At 71.1% G+C, this 16,411-nt stretch carries 18 protein-coding genes and 2 pseudogenes; 11 read left to right on the top strand and 9 right to left on the bottom strand.

Translation table 11 applies throughout. The annotated features are described in order from the left end of the window. Nucleotides 1–19: 19 nt before the first annotated feature. Nucleotides 20–1,390 carry an NAD(P)-binding domain-containing protein gene (locus tag AC5DRG_RS29955; protein ID WP_491802561.1) on the bottom strand — a complete coding sequence of 457 codons (1,371 nt, stop codon included), beginning with the start codon at nt 1,388–1,390 and terminating at the stop codon, nt 20–22. A 179-nt stretch (nt 1,391–1,569) separates the two neighbouring features. On the opposite strand from AC5DRG_RS29955, the gene AC5DRG_RS29950 reads away from it, so the two are divergent. Both AC5DRG_RS29950 and AC5DRG_RS29945 read left to right on the top strand, forming a co-directional pair. Beyond that, nucleotides 1,570–1,938, top strand: a complete 369-nt coding sequence (locus AC5DRG_RS29950; RefSeq protein ID WP_491802560.1) for an ArsR/SmtB family transcription factor — start codon at nt 1,570–1,572, stop codon at nt 1,936–1,938. A 36-nt stretch (nt 1,939–1,974) separates the two neighbouring features. Next, the gene (locus tag AC5DRG_RS29945) at nt 1,975–2,514 is read left to right on the top strand and encodes a DinB family protein (RefSeq protein ID WP_491802559.1); all 540 of its coding nucleotides are present in this window, start codon (nt 1,975–1,977) and stop codon (nt 2,512–2,514) included. 22 nt (nt 2,515–2,536) lie between these two features. Here AC5DRG_RS29945 and AC5DRG_RS29940 read toward each other — a convergent pair. The 3 genes and pseudogenes from AC5DRG_RS29940 to AC5DRG_RS29930 form a co-directional block, all read right to left on the bottom strand. After that, nucleotides 2,537–3,604, bottom strand: a pseudogene (locus AC5DRG_RS29940) (ArsO family NAD(P)H-dependent flavin-containing monooxygenase). After that, nucleotides 3,601–4,380: an aquaporin gene (locus tag AC5DRG_RS29935; protein WP_491802558.1), complete on the bottom strand. Its 780-nt coding sequence runs from the start codon at nt 4,378–4,380 to the stop codon at nt 3,601–3,603. The pseudogene AC5DRG_RS29940 and the gene AC5DRG_RS29935 overlap by 4 nt, the downstream one beginning before the upstream one ends. Next, nucleotides 4,377–4,685, bottom strand: a complete 309-nt coding sequence (locus AC5DRG_RS29930; RefSeq protein WP_491802557.1) for an ArsR/SmtB family transcription factor — start codon at nt 4,683–4,685, stop codon at nt 4,377–4,379. The genes AC5DRG_RS29935 and AC5DRG_RS29930 overlap by 4 nt, the downstream gene beginning before the upstream one ends. Nucleotides 4,686–4,776: 91 nt before the next feature. Between AC5DRG_RS29930 and AC5DRG_RS29925 the strand changes: the two genes are divergently transcribed. The 5 genes and pseudogenes from AC5DRG_RS29925 to AC5DRG_RS29905 form a co-directional block, all read left to right on the top strand. Beyond that, nucleotides 4,777–5,190: an arsenate reductase ArsC gene (locus AC5DRG_RS29925; RefSeq protein ID WP_060905627.1), complete on the top strand. Its 414-nt coding sequence runs from the start codon at nt 4,777–4,779 to the stop codon at nt 5,188–5,190. Continuing rightward, the gene (trxB, locus tag AC5DRG_RS29920) at nt 5,187–6,167 is read left to right on the top strand and encodes a thioredoxin-disulfide reductase (protein ID WP_491802556.1); all 981 of its coding nucleotides are present in this window, start codon (nt 5,187–5,189) and stop codon (nt 6,165–6,167) included. Before AC5DRG_RS29925 ends, trxB begins: the two co-directional genes overlap by 4 nt. Nucleotides 6,168–6,184: 17 nt before the next feature. Next, nucleotides 6,185–6,493, top strand: a complete 309-nt coding sequence (gene trxA, locus AC5DRG_RS29915; RefSeq protein ID WP_491802555.1) for a thioredoxin — start codon at nt 6,185–6,187, stop codon at nt 6,491–6,493. Between the two features lie 74 nt (nt 6,494–6,567). Continuing rightward, nucleotides 6,568–7,752, top strand: coding sequence for an NAD(P)/FAD-dependent oxidoreductase (locus AC5DRG_RS29910; protein ID WP_491802554.1), 1,185 nt, complete (start codon nt 6,568–6,570; stop codon nt 7,750–7,752). Continuing rightward, a pseudogene (locus AC5DRG_RS29905) lies at nt 7,748–7,933 on the top strand (NIPSNAP family protein); the annotation flags it as partial. The gene AC5DRG_RS29910 and the pseudogene AC5DRG_RS29905, both read left to right, overlap by 5 nt. Here AC5DRG_RS29905 and AC5DRG_RS29900 read toward each other — a convergent pair. Beyond that, entirely contained in the window at nt 7,930–8,835 is a 906-nt protein-coding gene (locus tag AC5DRG_RS29900; RefSeq protein WP_491802553.1) for a LysR substrate-binding domain-containing protein, read from the bottom strand. The pseudogene AC5DRG_RS29905 and the gene AC5DRG_RS29900 sit on opposite strands and share 4 nt — an antisense overlap. Before the next feature lie 79 nt (nt 8,836–8,914). Here AC5DRG_RS29900 and AC5DRG_RS29895 point away from each other — a divergent pair, with 79 nt between their 5' ends. Then, nucleotides 8,915–9,787, top strand: a complete 873-nt coding sequence (locus AC5DRG_RS29895) for a helix-turn-helix domain-containing protein (RefSeq protein ID WP_491802552.1) — start codon at nt 8,915–8,917, stop codon at nt 9,785–9,787. A 36-nt stretch (nt 9,788–9,823) separates the two neighbouring features. Here the strand turns inward: AC5DRG_RS29895 and AC5DRG_RS29890 are convergent, their stop codons facing one another. The 3 genes from AC5DRG_RS29890 to AC5DRG_RS29880 form a co-directional block, all read right to left on the bottom strand. Continuing rightward, entirely contained in the window at nt 9,824–10,135 is a 312-nt protein-coding gene (locus tag AC5DRG_RS29890; RefSeq protein WP_491802551.1) for a site-specific integrase, read from the bottom strand. Nucleotides 10,136–10,162: 27 nt separating this feature from the next. Continuing rightward, nucleotides 10,163–10,618 carry a hypothetical protein gene (locus tag AC5DRG_RS29885; RefSeq protein WP_491802550.1) on the bottom strand — a complete coding sequence of 152 codons (456 nt, stop codon included), beginning with the start codon at nt 10,616–10,618 and terminating at the stop codon, nt 10,163–10,165. Between the two features lie 216 nt (nt 10,619–10,834). Next, on the bottom strand, nt 10,835–11,488 hold the full coding sequence (locus AC5DRG_RS29880) for a hypothetical protein (RefSeq protein WP_491802549.1): 654 nt from the start codon (nt 11,486–11,488) through the stop codon (nt 10,835–10,837). Nucleotides 11,489–11,830: 342 nt separating this feature from the next. On the opposite strand from AC5DRG_RS29880, the gene hisC reads away from it, so the two are divergent. Together hisC and AC5DRG_RS29870 are read left to right on the top strand one after the other, a co-directional pair. Further along, nucleotides 11,831–12,877 carry a histidinol-phosphate transaminase gene (gene hisC, locus AC5DRG_RS29875; protein ID WP_491802548.1) on the top strand — a complete coding sequence of 349 codons (1,047 nt, stop codon included), beginning with the start codon at nt 11,831–11,833 and terminating at the stop codon, nt 12,875–12,877. 5 nt (nt 12,878–12,882) lie between these two features. After that, on the top strand, nt 12,883–14,613 hold the full coding sequence (locus AC5DRG_RS29870; protein ID WP_491802547.1) for an aldehyde dehydrogenase family protein: 1,731 nt from the start codon (nt 12,883–12,885) through the stop codon (nt 14,611–14,613). A gap of 36 nt (nt 14,614–14,649) precedes the next feature. On the opposite strand, the gene AC5DRG_RS29865 is transcribed toward AC5DRG_RS29870, so the two are convergent. After that, a complete protein-coding gene (locus AC5DRG_RS29865; RefSeq protein WP_491802546.1) occupies nt 14,650–15,150 on the bottom strand; it encodes an Lrp/AsnC family transcriptional regulator in 501 nt (166 codons plus the stop codon). A 120-nt stretch (nt 15,151–15,270) separates the two neighbouring features. On the opposite strand from AC5DRG_RS29865, the gene pdhA reads away from it, so the two are divergent. Continuing rightward, the gene (pdhA, locus tag AC5DRG_RS29860) at nt 15,271–16,407 is read left to right on the top strand and encodes a pyruvate dehydrogenase (acetyl-transferring) E1 component subunit alpha (RefSeq protein ID WP_491802545.1); all 1,137 of its coding nucleotides are present in this window, start codon (nt 15,271–15,273) and stop codon (nt 16,405–16,407) included. Nucleotides 16,408–16,411: the final 4 nt, after the last annotated feature.

Below are 16,411 nucleotides of genomic sequence, written 5' to 3'. Positions count from 1 at the left end.
CCTGGGAAGGGTGAGGAGTTCAGCAGCCGCCGGACGCGGTTGCGGGGGTGCCGATGCCGATCTGCAGGGTGGCCGGGGCGGCGCAGCATCCGCTGCCCTCGCTGCTCTGGGCAGCGTCGGGGTCGTCGAACAGGCCCGCGCCACCGCAGACTCCGGTCTCGGGGAGGGTGAGTTCGACGCGCTCGGCGGCCTCCTGATCGCCTGCGATCGCGGCGGTGATGGAGCGGACCTGCTCGTAGCCGGTCATGGCGAGGAACGTGGGGGCGCGGCCATAGGACTTCATGCCGACCAGGTAGACGCCCTGTTCCGGGTGGGAGAGCTCGCTGACGCCGTGCGGGTAGACGGTGCCGCAGGAGTGGACGTTGGGGTCGATGAGGGGGGCGAGGGCGGTCGGGGCCTGGAGGCGCTCGTCGAGGCCGAGGCGGAGCTCGGAGAGGAAGGACAGGTCGGGGCGGAAGCCGGTGAGGACGATGACCTCGTCGACCGGGTCGAGGCGGCGGCCGTCCTCGGCGACGAGGACCAGCTGGTCGCCGTTGCGTTCCACGGCCTGTGTGCGGAATCCGGTGACCGCGCTCGCATGGCCGGCCTCGACGGCGGCCTTGGCGCGCAGACCGAGGGCGCCGCGGGCGGGGAGCTGATCGGCCTCGCCACCGCCATATGTGTTCGAGCTGATGCCCCGCCGCAGGATCCACACCGCGTGCGTCCCGCTCCCTTCCTCCTCGGCCAGGTCGGCGAGGAGAGCGAGGGCGGTGAAGGCGGAGGCGCCGGAGCCGACGACGGCGGTGCGCCTGCCCGCGTAGCGGGCGCGTACGGACGGGTCCTTCAGGTCGGGGACGCGGTAGGAGATTCGGCTGGCGGCTGGCTTCTCGCCGAGGGCGGGTAGGCCGTCCGCGCCCATCGGGCTCGGGACGGACCAGGTGCCGGAGGCGTCGATGACGGCGCGGGCGGTGATCCGCTCCTCGTGGCCGTCGGCGGCCTGGAAGTGCACGGTGAAGGGCTGCTCGTCGCGGCCCGCGTCGACGATGCGGTCGCGGCCGGCGCGGGCGACGCCGGTGACCGTGGTGCTGTAGCGGACCTTGTCGCCGAGGGCGTCGGCGAGGGGCTGCAGGTACTGCTCGGCCCAGTCGCCGCCGGTCGGGTAGGTCGTGCTGTCGGGGCGGACCCAGCCGGTCGGGGCGAGGAGCTTCTCGGCGGCCGGGTCGATGACCTCGCCCCAGGTGGAGAACAGGCGGACGTGGGACCAGTCGCGTACGGCGCTCCCCGCGGCCGGGCCGGTCTCCAGGACCAGGGGCTCGATGCCGCGCTCGACGAGATGGGCGGCGGCGGCCAGGCCGATGGGGCCGGCTCCGATGACCACGACGGGCAGCTGGTCGATGGTGAGCGCGTTCACAAGGTTCCCCTTTACTTCGACGTTTGTCGATGACTTGCGCGGCCAGCATGGCACCTGAATCGATAGACGTCAACATAGACACTCATCGAATCTGGAGCGGGTGACCATATCGGCCCACGACTCCCGGCCGAGCCAAACTGCCCCTCGCCGCCTGGTTCGATGTATGTCAACATAGACGCATGTCGAATACGAAGGTGCTGCCGCTGCTGGAGCCCGAGGTCTCCGAGGCCGTGGTGCCGTGCTGCCCGCCGCTCACCGAGCGTCCGCTGACAGCCGACGAGGCGGAGAAGACCGCCCGGATGTTCAAGGCGCTCGGCGATCCGGTGCGGTTGAGGCTGTTCTCGCTGGTCGCTTCGCACGAGGGTGGCGAGGCGTGCGTGTGCGACATCTCCGACGTCGGCGTGTCCCAGCCGACTGTCTCCCATCACCTGAAGAAGCTGAAGGAGGCCGGGCTGCTCACTTCCGAGCGGCGTGGAACCTGGGTGTACTACCGGGTGGAGCCGTCGGTGGTCGCCGGGATGGGGCAGATGCTCGGCAGCCTGGGGTGAGCCGACTGGACGGACCGCGGGGAGCGGGTGAGTCCGATGAGCGATGCGTCGGTGGATCGTCAGGCGATCCACGAGGAGTTTGAGCGGGCCCGGACGACGTTCCACCGGCTCCTCGACGACGCGACCGCGGACGACCTGCGCCGGTCCACCGACGGCACCCGGTGGACCAATGAACAGCTGCTGTTCCACATGCTCTTCGGCTACATCCTGATCCGACCGCTGCTCCTCTTGCTGCGGATCTTCGGACGGCTGCCGAGTGGCGTCAGCCGGGCTTTCGCCGTACTGCTCAACTCTGGGACCAGGCCCTTCGACGTCGTCAACTACCTGGGTCCGCTCGGCGGGGCGAGGGTCTTCGGGCGCCGCCGCATGGAGATCGTTTTCGACCGCGTGATCACCTACCTGCACCGCCGCCTCGACACCGAGCGGGAGGCCGACCTCGCGCTCGCCATGCACTACCCCACCCGCTGGGACCCGTTCTTCCGCGAGGTCATGACCATCGCCGACCTCTACCGCTACCCGACCCAGCACTTCGACTTCCACCGCCGGCAGCTCACGCTGACCGACGAGGGGCCGTGACGCGGCACACGCCAAGCCGCAGTTACCGCACCCCGCTTGAAACAAGTGCGCTGATCTCGCGGGCTGCCTCGCGAGCGGGGCGCCCGACGCCGATGAGGGTGGCGGAGGCGGGGCCGGTCCAGTCGCCGTAGCCGAGCAGGTTCAGGCGCGGCTCGCCCACCGCCCGGGTGCCCTCGGTGGCGATGTGGCCGCGTCGACCGCGGAGTTGGAGCGGGGCAAGGTGGGCCAGGGCGGGCCGGAAGCCCGTGCACCAGATGATCGTGTCGGCCTCTGCGCGGGTGCCGTCGGCCCACTCGACGCCGCCGGGGACGAGGCGCGAGAACATCGGGCTCGCCTTCAGGAGGCCGCGGTCTCGCGCCTCGCGTACGGGCGGGACGGCGACGATGTCGCCGAGCGAGGCGACGCCGCCCGTGTCCGTGCGGCCCTGGTCCAGGGCGCGGCGGCGGGCGGTGGCCGCGTCGAACAGGGCGCGCCCGTCGATGTCGTCGGCCAGGAAGCGTGGCGGACGCTGGGTCACCCAGGTCAGGTCCGTGTCGTACGCCAGGTCGGCGGCGATCTGGGCGCCCGAGTTGCCTCCGCCCACCACGATCACTCGTCGGCCTGCGAGGTCGGCGGGGCTGCGGTACTTCACCGTGTGCAGCTGACGGCCCCCGAAGGCCGCGCGACCAGGGACCGCGGGGAGGAACGGCCGCCACCAGGTGCCGGTCGCGCTGATCACCGCGCGGGCGTGCCACGTGCCGGAGTCGGTCTCCACCCGCAGGAGCCCGCCATCCCGGTGGACGCCCAGGGCGCGCACGGGCCGCTCGACGGGCAGCTCGTACCGCTTCTCGTAGTCGGCCAGGTAGTCCACGACATACTACGCATCGGGGTAGGTCTCGCCGACCTGCGGCGGCATCAAGCGTCCCGGCAGCGAGGAGTAGGCGTCCGGGGAGAACAAGTGCAGTGAGTCCCAGGTGTGCTGCCAGGCGCCGCCCGGTGCAGTCTGGGCGTCGAGGATGACGAAGTCGAGGCCGAGGCGGCGCAAGTGGTAGCCGGCGGCCAGCCCGGCCTGGCCGCCGCCGATCACCACCACCTGCGTGCTGTGGCTCATTCGGCCGCTCGTCCGGGCATGAAGATAAGGGCCACCAGGGCCAGTCCGACCACGCCGCCGATGACCTGCATGCCGATGAAGCCCAGGAGCGAGCCGGGCGCGATGCCCGCGAAGGTGTCGGTGAAGGCGCGACCGATCGTCACCGCCGGGTTGGCGAAGGACGTCGACGAGGTGAACCAGTAGGCGGCGCCGATGTAGGAGGCGACTGCCACGGGGGCGAACTGCAGGCGGTTGGCGCGGGCGAGGCCGAAGATCAGCAGGATCAGACCCGCAGTCGCGACGATCTCACCGAGGAGCAAGTGTCCAGCGGAGCGGTCGTGGGTGGACCACTTCACCAGCGGCTCGCCGAACATCGCATCCGCGAGGATCGCACCCGCGATCGCACCCACGATCTGCGCGGGCAGGTACACGGCCACCTCGCGCAGGGTGACCCCGGCGCCGCCGCGGCGGGCGGTCCACCACTCGGCCAGCGTGACGACCGGGTTGAAGTGCGCGCCGGAGACCGGGCCGAGCAGGAGGATCAGGATGCCGAGGCCGAAGACGGTGGCCGTGGAGTTGGCCAGCAGCTGCAGGCCGACGTCCTTGGTCAGTTCGGTGGCCTGGATGCCGGAGCCGACCACGACCGCCACCAGCAGCGCCGTGCCTATGAGTTCGGCGGCCGCCCGGGCGACCAGGGGAGTACGCGGCGGAGTGGCACCCGGCGCGGGCGCGACGGGGACGGGAGCGGGAGCGGCTGTCGCGGACTCCGCGGTCGGGGCGGCTTCGGCGGCGGTCATGGGCAGGCCCTCTTGTTCTCGGCAGCGGTGCGAGCGGACTCGGCCAGGTCAGCGAACTGACGGGCGAGTGAGGCGATGACGTCGGGCTTGAGCCGGTAGTAGATGTACCGGCCGCATGGCTCCGTCTCGACGACCCCGGCTTCGCGCAGCACCTTCATGTGGTTGGAGAGGTTGGTCTGCTTGGCACCGGTCTCCTCCACGAGGTGGGTGGTGCACAGCGTTTCTTTGGCGAGCAAGGTCACGATCTGGAGCCTGAGCGGGTCGGCCAGAACCCGGATCAGATCAGTGTCGACTGACGTCATCATGGGCTGATACTGTCACATCAGTGGTGGCTGACACCACTGGGTACTGAAGTCATTCGTACCTGATGTCGTCGTGAGACAAGAGAGACCTCTGATGTCCGACAAGCCCTCCGTGCTGTTCGTCTGCGTCCACAACGCCGGCCGTTCCCAGATGGCCGCCGCGTGGCTGACCCACCTGGCCGGGGACCGTGTCGAGGTCCGCTCCGCCGGCTCCAACCCGGGCGCAGGCGTCAACCCGGCCGCCGTCGAAGCCATGGCCGAGGTCGGCATCGACATCTCCGCCGAGGTCCCGAAGATGCTCACCGTCGACGCGGTGAAGGAGTCGGACGTCTGCATCACCATGGGCTGCGGCGACACCTGCCCCGTCTTCCCCGGCAAGCGGTACCTGGACTGGCAGCTGGAGGACCCGGCGGGCCAGGGCGTCGAGGCCGTCCGCCCGATCCGGGACGAGATCAAGGTGCTGGTCGAGGGCCTGATCAAGGAGATCGCACCGGAGCCCCAGGCATGAGCACCGCGGCGGACATACGCGACGTCATCATCATCGGCTCGGGCCCCGCGGGCTACACCGCCGCCCTCTACACGGCCCGCGCCGGGCTCAGGCCCCTCGTCTTCGGCGGCGCGATCTTCGTCGGCGGCTCGCTGACGACCACGACCGAGGTGGAGAACTTCCCCGGGTTCCCCGAGGGCATCGACGGCCCGGACCTGATGCTGAACATGCGGGCGCAGGCGGAGAGGTTCGGCGCCGAGATCGTCGAGGACGACGTGGTCGCCGTTGACCTGACAGGCGACGTCAAGACCGTGACGGACACCGCAGGGACGGTCCACCGAGCGAAGACCGTGATCGTCGCGACCGGGTCCGGCTACCGCAAGCTCGGCCTCCCGAAGGAGGACGAGCTGTCCGGGCGGGGCGTGTCCTGGTGCGCCACCTGCGACGGCTTCTTCTTCCGCGACCGCGACATCGTGGTGGTCGGCGGCGGCGACACGGCGATGGAGGAAGCCACTTTCCTCACCCGTTTCGCCAAGTCGGTGACGATCGTCCACCGGCGTTCGACCCTGCGCGCCTCCCAGGTGATGCAGAACCGGGCCTTCGCCGACGGCAAGATCTCCTTCGCCTTCGACAGCGAGGTCGCCGAACTCCACGAGAACAACGGCATGCTGTCCGGCCTGACCCTGCGCGACACCCGCACCGGCGCGACGCGTGACCTCGCCGCGACCGGCCTGTTCATCGCGATCGGCCACGACCCGCGCTCCGAACTCTCCACGGGCCAGCTGGAGTTGGACTCCGAGGGCTACCTGAAGGCCGCCTCCCCGTCAACGCGCACGAACATCCCGGGCGTCTTCGGCGCGGGCGACGTCGTCGACCACACCTACCGCCAGGCGATCACCGCAGCCGGCTCCGGCTGCGCCGCCGCCCTCGACGCCGAGCGGTACCTCGCCGCCCTGAGCGACACCACCGCGGGCGAACCGGCCGTAGCCGCCGCCTGACGCCCCGGAGAAACCACATGGCTCTCAAGAACGTCACCGACGACTCCTTCGCGCAGGACGTCCTGGCCAGCGACAAGCCGGTTCTGATCGACTTCTGGGCCGCCTGGTGCGGCCCCTGCCGCCAGCTCGCCCCCTCGCTGGAGGCGATCGCCGCCGAGCACGGCGACAAGATCGAGATCGACGAGAACCCGGCCATCGCCGCCCAGTACGGCGTGATGTCCATCCCGACGCTGCACCTCTACCAGGGCGGCGAGGTCGTGCAGAGCATCGTGGGCGCCAAGCCCAGGGCCGCCCTCGAACGCGAACTCGCCGACCACCTCGCCTGACACGCGACGCCGGTGGTGGCGCCCACAGCGCCGCCACCGAGCTCCCTTTCACCGATCTCCGACGGAGGTACCCGGTGGCCAGCAAACGCATCGTCGCCATCGGCGGCAGCGACGCCGGCATCAGTGCGGCCCTGCGCGCCCGCGAGCTGGATCCCGACAGCGAGGTCACCGTGGTGGTGGCCGACGCCCACCCGAACTTCTCCATCTGCGGCATCCCGTACTACGTCTCCGGCGAGGTAGGCCACTGGAGCGATCTGGCCCACCGCACCCTGGCGGACCTGAAGGCCACCGGTATGCATGTGCGCACCGACACCCTCGCCACCGGCATCGACGTGCCCGGCAAGCGGCTGGCCGTGCGCGGCGCCGAGGGGCGCACCGAGGAACTGCGGTACAACGCGCTGATCGTGGGCACCGGCGCGGTCAGCGTCCGCCCGCCCATCGAGGGACTGAGCGGACCGGACGCGCTCGGCCCCCAGGACGGCGTCCACCTCGTGCACAGCATGGGCGACACCTTCGGAATCATGCAGACCCTCGCCGCGCGCCGCCCGACGTCGGCCGTCGTCATCGGCGCCGGCTACATCGGCCTGGAGATGGCCGAGGCCCTCACCACCCGCGGCATCCACGTCACTCAGCTCGAGGCCCTGCCCGAGGTCCTGCCGACCGTGGATCCCGAGCTAGGCGCACTCGTCCACGCCGAGCTCGGCGCCCACGGCGTGGAGGTGATCACCGGCACCCAGGTCTCCGCGATCACCCGCGATCCCTCGGGCGACCTGCTATACGTATGGGCCACCGGACCGGACGGCCGGACGTTCACCCGCGGCGCGGACCTCGTCCTGGTCGTCGTCGGAGTGCGCCCCGACACCGCGCTCGCCGCCGCCGGGGGAGCCCGGCTCGGCGTGAAGGGCGCGATCGACGTCGACGAGTACATGCGTACCTCGCTGCCCGACGTGTACGCGGCCGGAGACTGCGCCGTCACCCACCACCGCCTCCTCGGGAAGACCTGGCTGCCGCTCGGGACGACCGCCCACAAGCAGGGCCGGATCGCGGGCGAGAACGCACTCGGCGGCAGCCGCTGGTTCGCGGGCAGTCTCGGCATTCAGGTGGTCAAGGTCTTCGACCTCGTCGCCGCCCGCACCGGCCTGCGCGACCACGAAGCCGCCGACGCCGGGCGGGGCTGGGTGCCGGCGACCACCGCGAGCCGCCCCGAGGACCACAAGGCGTACTACCCGGGCGCCACCCCGATCTCCATCCGCGAGTGAGGGCGACAGCGACATCGCCTACGCCCTCTTCTCCTTTCCCAGCCTGGCCGCGTACGAGCAGTACCGCACCGACAGCAAGTCCGACCCGGAGTGCCAGGAAGCGTTCGAACTGGCTCGCAGTACCCGCTGCATCAAGCGGTACGAGCGCCGCTTCCTCCGGCCGCTCGACGACCTGGCCTAACCTGCCGGGACGTGCGCCCGCGCCGCCGTGCGCAGCGCCGCGACAACGGCTGTGGTCGTCGGGTTCGCGGTCTCCGTGTGACGCGTCGCGGCGAACAGCAGGCGCAGGATCGGATGGTCCTCGATGGGCGCCGTGCGGATTCCGGGTGTGGCCGGGTCGATGGCCGTCCGGGGGACGAGCGCGGTGGCGAGGCCGGTCCGTGCGAGGGCGACCTGGGCGGCAATGTCGGCGGTGACGTAGCGCGTCATGGGTGTGAAGCCGGCCTGGTGGCAGGCGTGCACAATGGCCTGCCCACACTCCGTGGTCGGCGGCGGCACGACGAGGCTGTGCGTGGCCAGTTCCCGCAGGGCGACAGGCCGCTCGTCGGCCTGGTCGGCCGCGGTGACGACGAGCAGCGGATCGTCGAGCAGCGGCGAGACCTCGATGCCCCGGAGTGCGGTATCGGGCAGGTGGTGATACCGCTGCCCCAGCACCACATCGACGGCGCCGAGCGTGAGTTCCCGCAGTTGCGCCTGGTCGGTGATAAGACAGGTCACGGTGAGCTGCGGGTGGTCCGATCCCAGCGCGGTCAGCGCGGGGGCCACGATCCGGGCGACGGTCGACGGCAACGCGGCGAGGGTGGCGGTGGCGCCGACCGTGCCCTTGACCGCCGCGACGGCGCTCTCTGCCTCCTGCACGGCAGCGAGGATCCGGTCGGCGTGTTCGAGGAGCACCCGGCCCGCCTCCGTCAGTGTCACGGTTCGCCCGTCGGGGCGCAGCAGATCGACTCCCACGTCGCGCCGCAGCGCGGACAGTTGCTGGGACACGGCACCGGCGGACAACGCCAGTGACTGGGCGGCCGCGGCGATGGAACCGCGGGCGGCGACGGTCTTGAGCATGTGCAGACGGCGGATATCCAGCATGACTCGATAGATTACCTAAAGGCTCTCGTCAGAAATCATCCCCTTGACCTGTTGAGTCGTGGTGAGCGACCTTCAACGCATGGAAATCTTCGACTGCATCGCCGCGGTTGCCCGGCCCATCCACGATTTCGGTGACGAGTTCATGTCCGACGAGGCGACCGCTGCCGTCGGTCTGCGTGCCGGGTTTCCCCCAGGGCGCGGCTTCTACTGCCGCGGACGGTTCGGGGTGCTCGGCGAGGCACCGGTCCCGGTGGTCCAAGCGGTACAGGGCTTCCTCGGCCCCCACCTGGTCACCGCGGGCTGGCTGGTGGGACGGTCCGTGATGCCGGCGGAGGAAGCCGCCGCCTGCTACGCACAGGCCGTCCGGACGTGGGGGCACGCCAACATCCCCGCCGACGCCGACGTCGAGCACTTCAACCGCTTGGCACAACAGCTGATCGACGCCGCCGACGCCGACGCACTGCCCATGTTCGCCGGTTGGCGCGCGCAGCCCTGCCCCGGCAACGACCCGGTCGGTGCGGCCATGCAGCGCATACACGTACTGCGGGAACACCGTGGCGCCTGCCATCTGGCGGCGGTGCGCCTGTGCGGGCTGAGCGCCCGAGCGGCAATGGTCATCAACCTCGGCGTCGAGCAGGCAACCCGCTACGGCTGGCAAGAGCCACATCCCGTTGCCACAACCCTGATCCCCCGATGGCAGCGTGCCGAGCAGCTCACCGACGAGCTGCAGGCGCCGCTCTACGCCACACTGACCGACCGGCAACGTACCGAATTCGCCCAACTCGTCAACGCGTTGACCGGCTCCCTGACCCCGAGACCGGACGTCGAGAACACCAACAGGAGCACGAAGCCCAGCTATTCGTGCCTCCCGTCCGGTCCCGACCGGCCTGGTGCCTCTCGAACCGCTGTCGAAGTGCTGTCTGTTCTCGTGAACCGAGCCACCCCCGAATAAGCCAGCAGGATCGTCAGCAGCCGCAAACGAGGGGTGTCACATCCGGCGACGGGCGGCGGGGTCGCGCTCCGCGACGTGCCGGGCGACTGCGTCGACGCCGGGGCGGGCGTATCGCTCCAGGGAGCGGACGGAGGCGTGCCGGGAGCGGGCCAGCAGCATCGGGGTGGAGGTTCCGCCTTCGGCGTCGTGTGTCAGGGCAATGTGGCGAAGCCGGTGGAGTGTCCAGCCGTCCAGGTCCTCGACGTCGTCGGGTGAGGCGAGCGGGTTGGCCAGCAGCCGCGTGTTCTCCTCGAAGATCTCCTCGGCCCGGCGGTAGGAGAGCCGGGCCCGGCCGGTCTCCGGGCACACGTCGAGCGTTGGCGTTCCGGCCGGGCCTTACGGTCGGTGAGGAACAGCGGGCCACGGGTGCGACGGGATCAAGCGGGGCAGCAGCTGGGCGGTGCCGGACTGCCAGTGAATCCACTCGGTCGCCCCGCCCTTGGCGGTGATCCTGCCGAGCTTGTCCGCCGGGTACAGGTCTTCCACGTTCAGGCACAGCACCTCATCGGCCCGTGCGGCGGACTCGTAGAGCATCTTCCACTGCGTCTTCTCCCGGAGGGCGACGTCCAGGCGCCACACGGCGGCGATCTGGTTCTCGGCCAGGGCCTTGGTGCGGTCCGGCGGTGCAGGCCGCCGCTCGATGCCGATCGTCGGATCGCCTTTGACCCAGCCCTGGCGCTGCCACCAGCCGATCGCCTTGCGCGCGATGGACAGCTCCCGGTTGACAGCGTCGGCGTCATCTCGTCCGCCCGCGCCGCCGCCGTGCATGATTCCCTGGTCGCTTTTGCGCATGTAGTGATGCGGAACCCTGTCGGACGAGATCAAGTTCGTTTCGCTGCGCCGGGGCGTTGTGACGATCGCTGGAACGGAAGGCCGCGGTGGACCGAGTGTTCGCCGTAGCCGGGACGTTGGTGACTCACTGGTCCGTCTCCCGCCCGGATCGCCCGGTGCCGGAGGGATCGGGGTTCGCGGGCGCCGTGGTGACCGCAGTCTCGACGTACGCGCTGGTCACGGATGGTAAGGGGGCCACGCGGCCGGCGTGGCGGGAGGGGTTGTCGTGGGCTGCCGGTCCGCGGCGCACTGGTCCGGACCCGACGGCGGGAGCAGCCTGTACCCGCCGATCCGGTCGGTGCCGAACTCCATGTCCGTGGTCGCGGCGGAAGTCAGGTGGCCGATGTCCTCGGGTAGTTCGTTCTCGGTCAGACGCGCACCCGCGTACGCCGCCATGAGGACGCCGGTGCAGGCGCCGCGTTCCCCGGCGGAAAGGCCGGGAGGGAGACCGATGCCACGGTCCTCGGTTCCGTCGGTGGCCAGCCGGTAGCGCAGCATGGACGTCATGTCCGTCCCCGTTGTCGTGGCGGTGACCTTCCAGAACTCGACCTGTACGGTGACCGGTTCGCACAGCGGCCCGCCGTCGTCCGTGTCGCGCGGGCGGATCACGACGGCCGCGTCCTCATCGGCCGCTCTCCCGTCGGCCGTGGCCTCGGGGAACGACACACTGGGGCGCAGCCACCGCGCCTGCTCCCTCACCGACCAGCCGCCGTTCTCGCGGCAGCCACCGGCCTCCGCGCCGTCGGCCGTTCCCGAACAGCCGGCCGTCAGCAGGGCGAGAGCCGCCGCCAGTGAGGTCGACGACCCGTGTGCGACGTGGGTCCTGGACATGGTCTCCCTCGATCGGAGCGGGCGAGGCGTGGGCACCTCGCGGAAGGGGCGGGGAGCAGTCATCGCGGACCGTGCCGGCAGCGGGGGTCCGGGAGCCCCGTGTGTCCGACCTGTGACCAACGGAAGCCGCCGGTGTCCGACGGCCTCCGAGCCGTCCGTCTCGTGGCGGGGACCCGGAGGGGCCGGGCATGAGACTGGTTGCCGAGCTTCCGAGGAGATTCCGGCGATTCGTCGCCTAATTCCCCAGACCGTTGAGCATTTGTCGTTCGCTCTTCACTCTTTCCCTGTCAAGTGCCCCGAGGCACGGCCTCGGGACCTCACCGCTTCAGAAGCGAGTCGAGCATGGTGCGTGTCCGTTCGTCCTTGGCGCAGTTGCCCCCCTACGTCCCGGGCCGCAAGCTGCCCGGTGCGGTCGTGCTGGCCAGCAACGAATCGCCTTACGGGCTGCTGCCCGGCGTTGCCGCAACGCTCACGGAGCTGGCCGCGGGCGTGTCGCGGTACCCCGACATGAGCGCCACCTCACTCGTCCAGGTCATAGCCGGGCACCACGGTGTCGAGCCGGAGCGGATCGCGGTGGGCGCCGGCTCCTCCGAGGTCTGCGGACAGCTGCTGCACTCGGTCGTCGGCCCCGGGGACGAGGTCGTCTTCGGCTGGCGGTCCTTCGAGGCGTACCCGATCCTCACGGCGGTGGCGGGAGGTACGGCGGTGCGGGTTCCGCTGCGTGACCACGCGCTGGACCTCGATGCCATGGCCGCGGCGATCAGCGGCCGGACCCGGCTGGTCTTCGTCTGCAATCCAAACAACCCCACCTCCACCGCGGTCGGCGAGCGGGCGTTGCGCGACTTCGCGGACCGCGTTCCGCAGGATGTGCTGATCGTCGTCGACGAGGCCTACCGGGAGTACGCCGATCCGGCCCTGGTCCCCGACGCCCTCGGCCTGCTCGGCGACCGGCCGAACGTGGTGGTGCTGCGGACCTTCTCCAAGGCGTACGGCCTGGCGGGACTGCGCGCCGGCTACTGCGTGGCGCCGCCGGAGCTCGCCGCCCATGTACGCAAGACCCAAGTGCCGTTCAGCGTCAGCGCCCTCGCCCAGGAGGCCGCCGTCGTCGCCCTCGGGGAGCGCGCGGAGGTCGCCCGCCGTGCGGCGCTCACGGTCGCCGAACGGGAACGCGTCACCCTGCGGTTGCGCGCGCTCGGCTTCGAAGTCCCGGACTCCCAGGCCAACTTCGTCTGGCTGCCGCTCGGCGACGGCAGCGGGGACTTCGCCGTGCACTGCCTCGACGGGAAAGTCGTGGTCCGCCCGTTCCTCGGCGAAGGCGTCCGGGTGACGATCGGTCTGCCGGAGGAGAACGACACCCTGCTGGCGCTCGCGGCGACCTGGAGAGGCTGAAGGCGATGCGCCCCAGTCCCTATGAGCGGCATCGCGAGCTGCTCCAGGAAGTCGTACGGGCCCTCGCGGCCGGTGAATGCCGTCGGCCCTTCACGGAGGCGACCGGACAGGATGCCGCCGACGCGGGCATGAGATCGACGCGAACGGCGGGGAAGATCTTCGGCTCCCTGCTCGGACGGCCCTTCGACCTCGACCAGCCCGGAGAACTCGGCCGGGTGGCCACCGAGTCCTCCCCCTACGGCACAGGCACCCATGGCACAGGCACAGGCATGGGCATCGGCTACCCGCGCTGCGACCCCGCGGCGCTGGTCGGGGCGGCCGCGGGGGCGACGGCCGGATGGCGCGCCGCCGGGCCGCACCAGCGCGCCGGGCTGGCCGTGGAGATCCTGCGCCGGCTGAACACCCGCAGCCATGAGCTGGCGCTCGCCGTGCACCACACCACCGGCCAGCCTCCTCAGGCGGCGTTCCTGGCCGCAGGGCCGCGCGCACAGGACCGCGCACTGGAGGTCGTGGCCCATGCCTTCGCCGAGTCGGCGCGCGTGCCCGCGGACCTGTGCTGGGAGAGCACCGGCCGCAGGAGCCGGCCACTTGCGATGCGGGGCACCTGCACCCTGGTGCCCCGCGGAGTGTCGCTGCTCATCGGCTGCCCCGACTATCCGCTCTGGAACGGGTATCCGGGCCTGTTCGCCAGCTTGGTGACCGGCAACCCCGTGATCGTGGCCCCGCATCCGCGTTCCGTGCTGCCCCTGGCGATCACCGTGCGCGTCGCACGGCAGGTGCTGGCGGAGGCCGGTCATGCCCCGGACATCGTGACCCTGGCTGTGGCGGAACCGGAGGAACGGCTGCATCGGCGGCTGGCCACGGACCCGGCGGTGCGCATCGTCGACTTCACCGGCTCGGCGCGGTTCGCCGACTGGCTGGAGCAACACGCCCGCCAGGCCGCCGTGTTCGCCAACCGGACGGGCCTGAACACCGTGATCGTCGACTCCACCGAGGACTATCGGGGTCTGGTGCGCGGCCTCGCCCACTCCCTGTGCCTGTGCAGCGGCACGCTCCGCACCACACCGCAGAACATCCTGGTGCCGAAGACGGGCATCGTCACCGACGAGGGGCGCAAGAGCCTCAGGGATTTCGGCGCCGACCTCGGCGAGGCCGTGGACCGGCTGCTCGGACATCCGGCGCGTGTGACGAGGCTGCTGGGCGCGATCACCGGCGACGAGGTGCGGGCGGCACTGGCGCAGGCCGCCCAGTACGGCGCGGTGCTGTCCGCGTCCCGGCCGCTGCGCCATCCGGACCGTCCCGGCGCCGATCTGCGCAGCCCGCTGCTCGTCCGGCTGGGGGCGCGGGACGAGCGGATCTACGCCCGGGAGTGGCCGGGGCCGGTCTCGTTCCTGGTGGGCACCGACTCGACCTCGCACAGCCTGGCGCTGTTCCGTTCCACCGTGGGCCGCCACGGCGCACTGTACGCAGCGGTGCACTCGACCGACCCGCTGGTACTGGCGGTCGCCGAGTCGGCGGCGCTGGACGCCGGAGTGCATCTGGTGCAGAACCTCGCGGACGACTTCCCCGCCGACCCCTCCTCGGCCGGCGCGGACCTTCCCGCAGCGGGCGCCCACTTCGTCACGGGACGGTTCCGGGTGGTGCGGTCCCGGCGTCATGCGGTCCCGGTGGTCCCGGCTGCGGTCCCGGCCCCGATGGCGGACGTCGGCTCCGCCACCGAACTGCTCGACGTCTGAGGGGCGCGACCCGGGCCCCGTCCAGGCGGTGGGCGGTCAGGCGGTCCAGTCGGCCCCGCGGCCCCGCACCTCGTCGAAGACCAGCCAGGTGCGGGTCGAACGCACCCCCGGCACCGCCTGGATGCTTTCCAGTACGACCCGGCGCAGCGCCAGGTTGTCCGGCGCACGGACCAGCACCAGGACGTCGAAGTCGCCCGTGACGAGGGCGACATGCTCGACGTACGGCATGTCGCGCAGCTCGCGCGAGATGTCACGCCAGGCGTTCTGCTCGATGGTCAACGTCACGTAGGCGCTCGTGCCGAGGCCCGCCCGCTGCGGATTGAGCTGCGCGGTGAAGCCGGTGATGACCTCCTCGGCCACCAGCCGGCCGATGCGCGTGTACGCGTTGGCGCGCGAGATGTGCACGTCCTCCGCGAGTGCCCGGACCGAGACCCGGCCGTCCCTGAGCAGCCGGGCCAGGATCTGCCGGTCGATGTCGTCGAGCGGAACGGCAGTTCGTACGGGCACCGACCCCGGTGGTGAGGTTTCCTCGGACACATTGCCCTCCACGTGCACTCGATTCGGCAGTTCATCGCCGATTAATCCGAAGTATTGAACACATAGTGCGTTATGGCGACCATTCTCCTGTCAAGTGTCCAGAGAAGGTGAGTGCCCTCCATGTCCGTGAAGAGCCTCCGACAAGCGGTCCAGGGCCTCCTGCCGTCCCTCACGCCGGTGCGGTTCGTGGCCGAGGACGGCACTCCGGTGGCGAAGTCGCCGGCCGGATACGCCGAGCCTCCGGTCGAGACCCTCCGCGATGCCTACCGGCGGATGGTCCTGGGCCGCCGCTTCGACACCCAGGCGACCGCGCTCACCAAGCAGGGACGGCTCGCGGTCTACCCGTCCAGCCGGGGCCAGGAGGCCTGCCAGATCGGTGCCGTGCTCGCGCTGCGCCCCGACGACTGGCTCTTCCCGACCTACCGGGACTCCATGGCCCTGGTCACCCGCGGCATCGACCCCCTCGAGGTGCTGACGCTGCTGCGCGGCGACTGGCACTGCGGCTACGACCCGGCCGCCACCCGCGTCGCTCCCCAGTGCACCCCGCTGGCCACCCAGGTGCTGCATGCCACCGGCATGGCGGAGTCACTGCGCCGCAAGGGCGGGGACGGCGTGGCGATGGCCCTCGTCGGGGACGGCGCGACCAGCGAGGGCGACTTCCACGAGGCGCTGAACTTCGCGGCCGTCTTCCGCGCGCCGGTCGTCTTCTTCGTCCAGAACAACAAGTACGCGATCTCCGTGCCGCTGGCCCGGCAGACCGCGGCGCCCGCCCTCGCGTACAAGGGGATCGGCTACGGGGTGCGCTGCGAGCAGGTCGACGGCAACGACCTGGTCGCCGTGCTGGCGGTGCTGACCGCGGCCGTCGAACACGCCCGCGCCGGGCACGGCCCCTTCCTGGTCGAGGCGCACACCTACCGCATGGACGCGCACACCAACGCCGACGACGCCACCCGCTACCGGGACGACGAGGAGGTCGAGCGGTGGAGCGCCGCCGACCCGCTCAGCCGGCTGGAGGCACATCTGCGGGCCCGCGGCGTGCTCACCGACGAGGACGTGGCGGCGGTGCGGGAGGAGGCGGAGGCCCTGGCCGCCGACCTGCGCGCGGGCATGAACGCGGAAACCGTCCCCGACCCGCTGGAGCTCTTCGACCACGTCTACGCCGAGCCGACCCCGCAACTGCGCGAACAGCGCGCCTTGCTGGCGGCCGAGCTCGCCGAAGCCGACGAACCCACCACGCTTCAGACTCAGGAGGACTGACGGC

It is taken from the genome of Streptomyces sp. JLBG701, from assembly GCF_058544905.1.
This window is presented reverse-complemented; position numbering and strand designations above follow the sequence as displayed.

Bases quoted from the DNA above. Each gene is read 5' to 3' on its own strand.
- trxB (WP_491802556.1), top strand. From the start codon at position 5,187: ATGAGCACCGCGGCGGACATACGCGACGTCATCATCATCGGCTCGGGC.
- AC5DRG_RS29945 (WP_491802559.1), top strand. From the start codon at position 1,975: ATGAGCGATGCGTCGGTGGATCGTCAGGCGATCCACGAGGAGTTTGAG.
- trxA (WP_491802555.1), top strand. From the start codon at position 6,185: ATGGCTCTCAAGAACGTCACCGACGACTCCTTCGCGCAGGACGTCCTG.
- hisC (WP_491802548.1), top strand. From the start codon at position 11,831: ATGGTGCGTGTCCGTTCGTCCTTGGCGCAGTTGCCCCCCTACGTCCCG.
- AC5DRG_RS29930 (WP_491802557.1), bottom strand. From the start codon at position 4,685: ATGATGACGTCAGTCGACACTGATCTGATCCGGGTTCTGGCCGACCCG.
- AC5DRG_RS29885 (WP_491802550.1), bottom strand. From the start codon at position 10,618: ATGCGCAAAAGCGACCAGGGAATCATGCACGGCGGCGGCGCGGGCGGA.
- AC5DRG_RS29880 (WP_491802549.1), bottom strand. From the start codon at position 11,488: ATGTCCAGGACCCACGTCGCACACGGGTCGTCGACCTCACTGGCGGCG.
- AC5DRG_RS29870 (WP_491802547.1), top strand. From the start codon at position 12,883: ATGCGCCCCAGTCCCTATGAGCGGCATCGCGAGCTGCTCCAGGAAGTC.
- AC5DRG_RS29950 (WP_491802560.1), top strand. From the start codon at position 1,570: ATGTCGAATACGAAGGTGCTGCCGCTGCTGGAGCCCGAGGTCTCCGAG.
- AC5DRG_RS29925 (WP_060905627.1), top strand. From the start codon at position 4,777: ATGTCCGACAAGCCCTCCGTGCTGTTCGTCTGCGTCCACAACGCCGGC.
- pdhA (WP_491802545.1), top strand. From the start codon at position 15,271: ATGTCCGTGAAGAGCCTCCGACAAGCGGTCCAGGGCCTCCTGCCGTCC.
- AC5DRG_RS29935 (WP_491802558.1), bottom strand. From the start codon at position 4,380: ATGACCGCCGCCGAAGCCGCCCCGACCGCGGAGTCCGCGACAGCCGCT.
- AC5DRG_RS29895 (WP_491802552.1), top strand. From the start codon at position 8,915: ATGGAAATCTTCGACTGCATCGCCGCGGTTGCCCGGCCCATCCACGAT.
- AC5DRG_RS29900 (WP_491802553.1), bottom strand. From the start codon at position 8,835: ATGCTGGATATCCGCCGTCTGCACATGCTCAAGACCGTCGCCGCCCGC.